The sequence below is a fragment of the Pseudarthrobacter sp. genome (genome assembly GCF_036675385.1).
Lineage (GTDB): Bacteria > Actinomycetota > Actinomycetes > Actinomycetales > Micrococcaceae > Arthrobacter.
The window spans coordinates 1-10,166 of sequence record NZ_JAKFFD010000083.1 but is presented as its reverse complement, the minus strand read 5'-3'; the positions used below and the strand labels follow the sequence as shown (position 1 = coordinate 10,166).

Sequence of the window (10,166 nt, the reverse complement as noted above, 5' to 3'; positions counted from 1 at the left end):
CGTGAAAGAAACATTCGCGGTGAGCTGGTGTGCCTCGGCAAGCGTTCGCAGCATGGCCGGAAGTTCCTGCTGCAGGCGCTGTCCCACGGCCGGGCTGAAGGACCGCACTCCCGCCGTGAAAGCAGCGGTATCGGGAATGATGTTGGCTGCCGTTCCGCCCGCGAACTTTCCCACGGTGAGGATTACGGGGTCGAAAACGTTGAACCTGCGCGTCACGAAGGTCTGCAGGGCCCCCACCATTTCGGCGGCGACCTGCACCGGATCGAGCGTCTGGAAGGGCCTCGATCCGTGTCCGCCCCGTCCCAGGACTTCCACCTGCAGTTCGCCCATGGCCGCCATGTACGAACCCGGGCGGGTGGTGAACAGACCCGCTGGGGCGTCGGAGGCCATGTGGACCCCGTAGGCCGCGATGGGACGGGGCCCCGCCGCGTCCAGGACCCCTTCGGCGATCATGATCTCGGCGCCGCCGTGCCCTTCCTCGCCCGGCTGGAACATAAAAATGACATCGCCGGGGAGCCGGTCCCGGACGGCGTGCAGGAGCTTGGCGGCCCCGATGAGTCCGGCGGTATGGAGATCGTGGCCGCACGCGTGCATTGCCCCGTTGGCGGAGGCGAAGGCCACGCCGGTCTTCTCCGTAATGGGAAGCCCGTCCATGTCGCCGCGCAGGAGAACTGACGGTCTTGCTGTTCCGGACGCGGCAGGGAGCCCGCCGCGCAGCACGGCTACCACCGACGTGGAGTTCGTGCCGAGGGTGATCTCCAGGTCCAGGCCGCGCAGAGCCTCGAGCACGCGGCCCTGGGTGCGTGGCAGTTCCAGTCCGAGTTCTGGATCGGCGTGCATTTCCCGCCGGAACGCCACCAGGTCGCTGGCCAGCGATGTGTCTCTCCCTAACGCCCCTCCGATGAGATCTGTGGGCGTGGGTGTAGCAAGGGTGCTGGTCATGGGGATGTTCTCCGGTCTGATGTTGACGCTCATCGGTCTACAGGAAGCGCGCCAGGAAGCTGCGCGTCCGTTCGTGCTGCGGGTTGCCGATGACTTGCTCAGGCGTACCCTGCTCCACCACGACGCCGCCGTCCATGAAGACCACCCGGTCGGCGGCCTCACGGGCAAAGCTGATCTCGTGGGTGACCACCACCATGGTCAAGCCGGTGGCCGAAAGCTCGCGCATGGTGGTGAGGACCTCGCCCACCAGTTCCGGGTCCAGGGCGGAGGTCGGCTCATCGAACAGCATGAGCTTGGGGCGCATCGCCAAGGCACGGGCGATGGCCACACGCTGCTGCTGGCCGCCGGAAAGCTGGCGGGGGTAGGCGTCTTCCTTGCCCTCCAGGTTGACCTGGGCCAGCAGTTTCCTGGCCCGCGCCGTCGCCTCGGCCCGGGATTCCTTCTTGATGCCCACGGGGGCTTCGATGATGTTCTGCAGGACGGTCATGTGAGCAAAAAGGTTAAACTGCTGGAACACCATCCCGATGTCCTGGCGCCGGCGGGCTACCTGGCTTGGGGCAAGTTCATGGAGCCGGCCGTGCTTGACTTCAAAGCCCACGTCCTTGCCGTCGACCAGGATCCGGCCTCCGTTCAGGTCCTCCAGGAGGTTGATGCACCGAAGGAAGGTTGACTTGCCGGAGCCCGAGGGGCCAAGGATGACCACGGTTTCGCCTTGCGTGACTTCCAGATCGATGCCGGAGAGGACCTCGGTGTTGCCGAAGCTCTTCCGGACACCCTTCGCGACGAGGACCGGGCCGGTGGTCAGGGCGGCTGTTTCGTGGGGCACTGTAACTGTCTCGATCACAGTATTTCTCCATTGTCTTTGACGGGAGCCTGCACGCTTCCGGCGGCGGGGGCGCTTGCACGCTTTGCGGGACGCTTGAGCCCGCCGGTCAGGAACTGGAAGAATCCCGGCTCGTCCCGCTTGGAACTGCGGGAATAGTGCCGTTCAATAAACCCCTGGCCGATGTTGAGCAACGTGGTCAGCACGAGATACCAGATCACGGCCACGAGCAGCAGCGGGATGGTTTCGAACGTCCGGTTGTAGATCGACTGCGCGGTGTAGAACAGGTCCGCCATGGCGATGACGCTCACCAGCGAGGTTGCCTTCAGCATGCTGATGACCTGGTTGCCCGTGGGCGGAATAATGAAGCGCATTGCCTGGGGGAGAATCACCCGCCGCATGACCCGGTAGTTGGTCATTCCCACGGAATAGCCGGCTTCGCGCTGGCCCGGGTCAACGGAGAGCAGCCCGCCGCGCACAATCTCTGCCATGTAGGCGGCTTCGTGGAGTCCCAGGCCCAGGACGGCGACCAGCATCGGAGTGACCACGGAATTGGTTTCCATGGACCACATCGGCGGTGCGAACGGGATGCCGAAGGAGAGCGCGGGAACCAGGGCCGAGAGGTTGTAGAAGAAGATGAGCTGGACCAGGAGGGGTGTTCCGCGGAAGAACCAGATGTAGCCGGCGGCGAAGCCGCTCAGGACCGGGTTCTTTGAAATGCGGCAGATGGCCAGGAGAACTCCGAGGACGGTGCCCAGGAGCATCGCCACCACCGTGAGTCCGAGCGTCATGAGCAGTCCGCTGACGATGACGTCAGAGAAGAGGTACTTGGCGACTGTTCCCCACCCGAAGCGCTCGTTGGTGATGAAGAGCTGGAGCAGTTGCGCGGCGAGTACGGCAATCACGCCGACGGCGACGAGCCGCCAGGGGTGCTTGCGGCGGGAGGCGTGCGAGACGTCAAGCTGGGATTCGGTCACAGGGGACGTTCCGGTCAGTGTTGGCATCAGGAGACACCCAGGTTGAGTCCGGGTTCGTCGATCATGTTGCCGTCGAGCTTGTGGTCTTTCATGATCTTTTCGTAGGTTCCGTTTTCATACAGAATGTTGAACGCCTTGAGGAGGATGTCTGCCATCGGCGAATCCTTGGGCACTACGGCGCCCTGGAAGAGGTCGCTGAAGCCGTTCTTCTCGCCGGTACCGGTCAGTTCGAGGGCACCGTTGGCCTGCTCCACGAAGTACGTCAGCGGTGCCTGCGAAGAGAAGAAGGCATCGGCACGGCTTGACTGGACGGACAGGATCGCCGTCGGCTGATCTTTGTAGGACTGCACGTCGATGGCAGGGTTGCCGGCGGCAGTGCATTTCTCCGAGTGGGCCTTGATGACCTTTTCAGCAGAGCCGCTGGCCATCACTGCGACTTTCTTTCCACACGTCGATTCGAGGTCCGAGATGCCGGCAGGGTTTCCCTTCCGGACGGCGAAGACCACGAATTCCTGGACCCAGTCAACGAACGTTCCCTGTTTCTGGCGCTCTTTGAAGTCGCCCACGGGGCCGAGGTCCATGTCATAGCGGTTGGCGGCCATGCCGCCGAGGACACTGGCCAGCCCGTCAACGGTGACGTGTTCGATTTCGACGCCCAGGAGTTCTCCCATGGCGTGGGAAATATCAGCAGTTGCGCCGTCCATTTCGCCGTTGGCACCGACGATTGTGTACGGGGGGAAGGATCCGTTGTTGACGGCCACAATCTTCTTGGCTGTTTTGATCTTGTCAGGCAGGGCATCGTGCAGTTCCTGGGTGAAAGCCTGCGGTGCGGCTGAGCTTGCGGCGGAGCCGGAAGTGGAGCCCGCGGGGCTGGAGTCGACGGAACAACCGGTCAGGGCGAGGGCGACGACGGCGGTTACGGCACCGAGTTTGCTTGATGTTTTCATGTTCATACCTGTCTGCCTTGGGGGATTCATCGGGTGAAGGGGCGGCGCGGAGGGTTGCCGCCGGGTGTTAGTCAGGACAAAGCTTCGGAGGGTTCCGGCTTGAAGGGGAAGAGGACGTCGTCCGCCAGTTGGCTGGCCAACAGGCCCTGGGCGATCATCTCTGTCTGCAGGCCATTGATCATAAGTTGGTTGTGTTTCCAACCGGTTGCCATCCAGTTAGCACCAAAGACGCGGGTGGTTTCCGCGAGGGCCTCGTTCTGCCAGGGCGTAATGTCCTGGAGTTTTCCGCGGCGGCTGTCGCTCAGGCTCCGGGAGGATTCGAAAAGGTCCACCAGTTCCTGTGCAGCCGCCGGGTTTTCCTCGAGAACCCGGGTCTGAACTGCCAGCAGGTGGATCCCGGGCACATAGCCCGTTGACCGGTAGTACTCTTCTTCGGCTGCCCGGGAGTCCCTGAAGAGCGTGCGCAACGGAGAGCCGGGCTCGTAGAATCCTGCCGGCATGAAGGGCGTCATCACGGCGTCCAGTGCACCGCGGAGGAGCATGTCCACCATGGGTTCCTCGTTTTCGCAGGGCTGAACGTTCTCCGACACCTCGACGGGGCCGATCCTGTCCTGGATGGGGTGGCCCGCTGTGAGCCTGCCGACGCGCCATTCAGCGTCCGCGATGCCCACCCCGGCCTGACGGAGCACGGCGCGGGTCCACGTGTTGCCTGTGTCCACCCATCCCGTCAGCCCGATCCGGGCGCCGCGGAGGTCCGCCGCCGTCTCGAACGGAGATTCAGTGCGGGTAATGATGCACCGGTGACGGAAGCCCCGCATGATGAAGACCGGCAGGGCGGTGACCGAGTAGTCGCCGGCGGCCCGGGCCCTGATGTAACGGCTGAACGAGGTCTCGCCGCCGTCGAGCCCTGGCTCGGACCAGAGGTCGGGGGTGATCTCCCGGCGCTCAAATGCGTAGTTTTCCTGGGGCACGTCGCCCAAAGCCAAAGGGATCACATGGTCCCAGTTCCGGGTGGCCAATTGAATTTGTTTCACTGAAGTTTCCTAACTGCGATCTCCGTTGCCAGCCAGACCGATGTGATGTGGGCTACGGACAACACCGTATGTTCAGTTGTGCATCTGGCACAAGAGGGTATATGTTACTGAACATAACTAAGGGGTTTTGATGGAATCTGTAGAGGTGACAGCCGAAGGAACACACCTGTCGGCGGCGTGGCTCAGCGCCCAAATTTCGGAGGCGTCAGCTGCGGGCATTGCCACCACGGTTACGCAGCTGATCCGGGCAGGCGAGGTGGCCGCCGGAGTCCAGCTGCCCACGGTCCGTGCCCTTGCTGCGCGGTTGGCCGTAAGTCCCGGAACGGTCTCGGCGGCGTGGAACATTCTCCGGAAGCAGCGCGTGATCGAAGGGTCCGGCCGGCAGGGAATCCGTGTCCTGGAGCGCCCGGCCCTGCTTGCTCCGCAGAGGTTTGAGAATGTCTCCAGGTACTGGCAGGGAGATGTGCTGGACCTGACGCTGGCCGCGCCGGATCCGCTGCTGTTGCCCGACTTGGCGCAGGCTGTCGCCAATGCGGCCCCTGATCCAGAGCAGAACTCCTACCGGAGGCCCGGAATCACGCCGGCACTGGTAAATGCCGTGAAGCCCGGCTGGGGGTGGGAACCGGACAGCTGGCTCGCGGTGAATGGCGGGTACGAGGGCATTCTCTTGCTCGTATCCTCGAGCATCCTTCCCGGGCAGCACGTTGCGGTGGCAGACCCGGCAACCCCTCGGCTGCTGGACATCCTTGAGCTGGCCGGCGTCGTGGTTGTTCCCGTGGCGACTGACGCTGACGGACCCATCGCGGAGTCCCTCAAACAGGCCCTCACCAAGCAGCCCGTGGCGTTCATTTATGAACCATGCGCTAACTCCCGGTCGGGCACAAACATGACGCCCGAGCGTCGGGATCTAATTGCTGAGGTACTGCGGGATACGCGGGTGCTCATCATTGAGGATGACGGACTGGGGGACCTCGCCCTCGGACCGTATGCGGGCCTGGGCGCGCTTCTTCCGTCGCAGACCGTGCTGGTCCGCAGCTACTCCAAATCCCACGGTCCGGACCTCCGGCTGGCCGTCGTGGGCGGACCGGCCGAGCCGATGGAAAGGGCCAGGCTTTACAGGCAGTTCGGGGCGGGTTGGACCAGCCGCACGTTGCAGAATGCGCTGGCATGGATGCTGACAAGCGATGCAGTGAGGGCGCAGGTGCAGCGTGCGCGCACCGAATATGCTAAACGACGAACCCAGATGGCGGAACTTCTCGCCGACCGCGGTGTCGTGGTCGAAAGCCATGATGACGGGCTGGGTTTATGGGTGCCGGTGCTCAATGAGCAGCAGGCGCTGCTGGTGCTGGCATCGCACGGTGTCGCGGCGGGCGGCGCCTCGGGCGGAGCTATCCGCAGTGGCCATCGGCAGAGCATCCGTCTGGCGATTGGAAAGCAGCTGGAGCGGCCGGACGAGGTTGCCGACCTGTACGCCATGGCTTCCCGGGCCCTTTAGTGCCTGCCTGCACCGTCCGCCGCTGGCCGTTTCCACAACGCCACCGCGAGGACCGCCACCCAGAGCAGAAACGCCCCGATGCTGATCCGTTCGCCGATGCCCAGCACGAGGTTCGGTCCCGGGGCCGCCACAAACGCCACCACGCCCATGCCCGCGCAAACAGCGAGCGAAACGAACGAGTAGACACGCATCCTGCCGTGGAACCCCACTGCCACGAAGCACATTGCCGCGACCATGAGGGCAAGCTGCACGGTGGTGGCCACGATATGCATGGGAATCGACGCTTCTTCACCGAGCGTCAGCGGATAGAAGCCGCCCACGATGTTCCACAACCCGTACCCGATGAGCAGGCCGCCGCCGATCCGCAGGGCGCGGTGGCCGCGCGCAGAAATCCAGACGCCGACGCCGAATGCCGTGAACAGCAGCGCGTAGAGCCACATGAAGGGGACCAGGACGTCCCGGCCGGGGGAGCCGACGGCGAACAGTTCGCTCACCATCTGTTCAGTGCGGCGGTAACCCTCCCACCGGGCCGCCGCCAAACCGTCGGTGGCAACCACGTATGACAGCGAGGACAGAGCCCCTGCCGCGAGCAGCCCCCGGCGGAGAGCCTCACCACGTTGGCTTCGGGGCTTGGCAGCCCGCCTGAGCTGCGGAAGCCGATGCTTATCGATTGACATTTCCGGATGTCCTCAGAGCCCGCGGCCTGGCCAGTCGTTGGCGTAGGGGCCCGCGGGCGTTTGCCCCCACGCGTCTTCGCCTACCGGTACAACCCTGCGCCGGGTTGGCGGAACGCCGCTAGGGGCGAACGTCCCTGGCCTGCGGCCATAGGCCGAAAGGCCCTACTGGCCCGTTTTGAGGACAGCGCCACCCAGCTTTCGCTGGATGAGGTTTGGGTCAGGGGATACAACGGTCCAGTTCTTGCCGACACTGATTGGACCCCGGTCAAGCGGCTGCCAGAAATCCAGCTGTGACTCCAGACGGAACATGACGCCACGAAAAGAGCGGTGATAGCTAGGACGGCCCCATTCCCCTCCGAGGTCTGACCAGGATCGGGCGGTGGGGGCCGCCACGGCACCCCTGTATCCTGACAAGGCAGGGTGGATGGCCATATTGGCCCGCCGCAATCGCCACTCTCCGCGGCCCCCAGACTCTTGGAATGGATCCAAATCACTACCGACACACCAGCTCCCGTGGGAATCCCGACGTCGGCCCTTGAGCCCTCGCGCACAGCTGCGGTGGATGATCCCGCCGTCGTGTCCTGGGTCGAGGCTGGCGAGAGCAACACCGCGCGGTGGCGCTCGGCGAACGGCAGGCCGGCGCCGACGCGCGTCGAAGTGGTCACCGACTCCCTCACGGCCGATGAGGCGAACCGGATGGCGTCACAGGGGATCGCGATGCTCTGGCACGGTGACTTCCACAACGCGCGGCAGATCCTCAACGCCATGGACCGGCGGGTAGGCGCCGGGAAGAAGATCGCAGGAACTCCGGCCGAAAAGTTCTATCGGCACCGCCAGTCCCGCTCGCACCGTGCACGCATTCTCGGCCTGCTGCTGATTCCCCTTGATCCGGGCCCTGTGGTGCCGCTGCGCCGCGCACCGGATATCCGGGAGGCTGCCGCTGAAGCGTACGGCGATATCGGCGAATCTTCCGTGGTGTCCCTGCATGAGCTTGTCGGGGCAATTGGCGCCCACGAGTGGCGACGGAACGGCGTCTACGTCGATGCCCTGCAGGGCCGCATCCACCCGCACTATGGCACGTTCTTCCCCACCCGGAGTGAGTATGTGGATCTCGTGGCCGCCGCGCCGCTGCCCGCTGACACGCTGGCGTTCGACGTCGGAACCGGCACCGGGGTGCTCGCTGCCATCCTCGCGCGCCGTGGCGTCCACCGCGTGATCGGGACGGACAATGAACCGCGGGCCATCGCCTGCGCCGGTGAGAATTTCCGGAACCTCGGTGTCCAGGACCGTGCTGAGGCCGTCCTGACCGACATGTTCCCGCCCGGACGGGCGCCGCTCGTGGTGTGCAACCCGCCCTGGATTCCGGCCACGCCGCATTCCACCCTGGACAGCGCCGTCTACGACCCCGGGAGCAGGATGCTGTTCCGCTTCCTGAACGAACTCCCCGACCATCTGGAGCCGGGCGGTGAGGGCTGGCTTGTCCTCTCCGACCTGGCCGAGCACCTTGGCCTGCGGACCCGTGAGGATCTGCTGGCCGCCATCAACGCGGCCGGGCTGACGGTGATCGAACGGCTCGACACCAAGCCGACGCATCCGAAGGCATCGGACCGCGACGATCCTCTGTTCGAGGCGCGCGCGGCCGAGGTCACGTCCCTGTGGCGGCTTGTTCCGCGGTAGCCACCAGCTTCTGAACGGCCCCCTGATGAACCCTTTTCTCACCGAATTTCATTGCTGTGCCCGGGCGGCGGTGCCAAAATGGTCGGAGTACCTTAAATGAGCCGGAATGACCCATGGGACAGGACCTAACACAGGGCGCTTCCCCACGATCGGACCTCCGACTCTTCTCGACAGCCCGGCACGATTGCCGGACACCTGGGCTCCGCCGTCGCGGTGAGTCCACGCCAAAGACGGCGCCATCCGTCGGTGGCGTGTGACCTCCATCGGAGGAACCAAAGTGTCTGTATGCCAGCTGATTCGCCACCTCAATCTGAAGGTGGGGCGAGCATGACCCAGCAACCGCTCAAGAAACGCCGTCTCCGCGTTTCCGACGTCAATGTTGTTAACCACCGGACCCTCAGGAAAGCGCTCGGCGGGACCATCGTCGGCAACACGATGGAGTGGTACGACGTCGGTGTGTTCGGTTATTTGATCACCACCATGGGGCCGGTGTTCCTGCCGGAAGCCGACAAGGCCGTGCAGAACCTGTTCCTGCTGGGAACCTTCGGAGCCACGTTTATCGCCCGCCCCCTGGGTGGCGTCTTTTTCGGCTGGCTGGGCGACAAGATCGGCCGCCAGAAGGTCCTGGCCATGACCCTGATGCTCATGGCCGCGGCGACCTTCGTCGTCGGCCTCCTCCCGGGGTACTCGGTGCTGGGCATCTGGGCCGCCGTGCTGCTGGTGGTCACCAAGCTGGTGCAGGGCTTTTCCACCGGTGGCGAGTACGCAGGCGCCACGACGTTCGTCAGTGAACACTCCCCGGACCACCGCCGCGGCTTCTTCGCCAGCTTCCTGGACATGGGCAGCTACCTGGGCTTTGCCATAGGGGCGGCTTTGGTGTCCGGTCTCCAGCTGACCCTGGGCCAGGCCGGGATGGAGGCCTGGGGCTGGCGCATTCCGTTCCTGATCGCCGGTCCCCTCGGCATCATCGCGATCTACTTCCGGATGAAAATTGAGGAATCGCCCGCGTTCCAGGCAACCCTCGAGGCAGAGGCCGAAGTGGCCAGGCATCCCGAAACCGGTGAGGTGCTCGGCCCCATGGGCCCGGTGGGAATCTTCAAGGCCTACTGGCAGAGGATCGTGCTGGCCATGATCCTCGTGGCAGCCGCCAATACGGTGGGCTACGCCCTGACGTCCTACATGCCCACGTACCTGACCACCAACAAGGGGTACGACGAGATCAACGGGACTCTCCTGACCATCCCGGTCCTGGTGGCCATGTCCCTGTGCATCCCGCTGACCGGTCATCTCTCGGACCGGATCGGCCGGCGCCCCGTGCTGTGGATCGGTGCCATCAGCACAGTGGTCCTGTCGCTGCCCGCGTTCATTCTGATCGATATCGGGACCATCCCGGCCACGCTCACCGGCCTTGCCCTGGTCGCCTTCCCGGTCACGTTCTACGTTGCGAATCTCGCCTCGGCGCTGCCGGCGTTGTTCCCCACGGCCCACCGCTACGGGGCCATGGGCATCGCCTACAACTTCGCCGTGGCGATTTTCGGAGGCACCACGCCGTTCATTATTGCGAGCCTGATCCAGGTGACGGGCAACGACATGA

9 protein-coding genes are annotated in these 10,166 nt (G+C 64.5%); 3 read left to right on the top strand and 6 right to left on the bottom strand.

Annotation, left to right across the window (positions count from 1 at the left end):
• The 5 genes from V6M49_RS06850 to V6M49_RS06830 all read right to left on the bottom strand — a co-directional run.
• Positions 1–942: M20 metallopeptidase family protein (locus V6M49_RS06850; RefSeq protein WP_332760645.1), on the bottom strand; the 942-nt coding region annotated here is incomplete at its 3' end.
• A 37-nt stretch (positions 943–979) separates the two neighbouring features.
• The gene (locus tag V6M49_RS06845) at positions 980–1,783 is read right to left on the bottom strand and encodes an amino acid ABC transporter ATP-binding protein (protein ID WP_442959702.1); all 804 of its coding nucleotides are present in this window, start codon (positions 1,781–1,783) and stop codon (positions 980–982) included.
• Complete coding sequence (locus V6M49_RS06840) at positions 1,783–2,769, bottom strand: amino acid ABC transporter permease (RefSeq protein WP_332760643.1); 987 nt, start codon at positions 2,767–2,769, stop codon at positions 1,783–1,785. The genes V6M49_RS06845 and V6M49_RS06840 overlap by 1 nt, the downstream gene beginning before the upstream one ends.
• Positions 2,769–3,695 (bottom strand): ABC transporter substrate-binding protein, encoded by a 927-nt coding sequence (locus tag V6M49_RS06835; RefSeq protein WP_332760642.1) that lies wholly within the window; start codon positions 3,693–3,695, stop codon positions 2,769–2,771. The genes V6M49_RS06840 and V6M49_RS06835 overlap by 1 nt, the downstream gene beginning before the upstream one ends.
• A gap of 65 nt (positions 3,696–3,760) precedes the next feature.
• A complete protein-coding gene (locus tag V6M49_RS06830) occupies positions 3,761–4,723 on the bottom strand; it encodes a hypothetical protein (RefSeq protein ID WP_332760641.1) in 963 nt (320 codons plus the stop codon).
• A gap of 130 nt (positions 4,724–4,853) precedes the next feature.
• On the opposite strand from V6M49_RS06830, the gene V6M49_RS06825 reads away from it, so the two are divergent.
• A complete protein-coding gene (locus V6M49_RS06825) occupies positions 4,854–6,218 on the top strand; it encodes a PLP-dependent aminotransferase family protein (RefSeq protein ID WP_332760640.1) in 1,365 nt (454 codons plus the stop codon).
• Here V6M49_RS06825 and V6M49_RS06820 read toward each other — a convergent pair.
• Positions 6,215–6,895: a DUF998 domain-containing protein gene (locus V6M49_RS06820; RefSeq protein ID WP_332760639.1), complete on the bottom strand. Its 681-nt coding sequence runs from the start codon at positions 6,893–6,895 to the stop codon at positions 6,215–6,217. The two genes, V6M49_RS06825 and V6M49_RS06820, sit on opposite strands and share 4 nt — an antisense overlap.
• 576 nt (positions 6,896–7,471) lie before the next feature.
• Here V6M49_RS06820 and V6M49_RS06815 point away from each other — a divergent pair.
• Both V6M49_RS06815 and V6M49_RS06810 read left to right on the top strand, forming a co-directional pair.
• Positions 7,472–8,572 carry a methyltransferase gene (locus tag V6M49_RS06815; RefSeq protein ID WP_442959701.1) on the top strand — a complete coding sequence of 367 codons (1,101 nt, stop codon included), beginning with the start codon at positions 7,472–7,474 and terminating at the stop codon, positions 8,570–8,572.
• A 327-nt stretch (positions 8,573–8,899) separates the two neighbouring features.
• On the top strand, positions 8,900–10,166 hold a 1,267-nt coding region (locus V6M49_RS06810), incomplete at its 3' end, for an MFS transporter (protein ID WP_332760637.1).

Bases quoted from the DNA above. Each gene is read 5' to 3' on its own strand.
- V6M49_RS06840 (WP_332760643.1), bottom strand. From the start codon at position 2,769: ATGCCAACACTGACCGGAACGTCCCCTGTGACCGAATCCCAGCTTGAC.
- V6M49_RS06835 (WP_332760642.1), bottom strand. From the start codon at position 3,695: ATGAACATGAAAACATCAAGCAAACTCGGTGCCGTAACCGCCGTCGTC.
- V6M49_RS06825 (WP_332760640.1), top strand. From the start codon at position 4,854: ATGGAATCTGTAGAGGTGACAGCCGAAGGAACACACCTGTCGGCGGCG.
- V6M49_RS06820 (WP_332760639.1), bottom strand. From the start codon at position 6,895: ATGTCAATCGATAAGCATCGGCTTCCGCAGCTCAGGCGGGCTGCCAAG.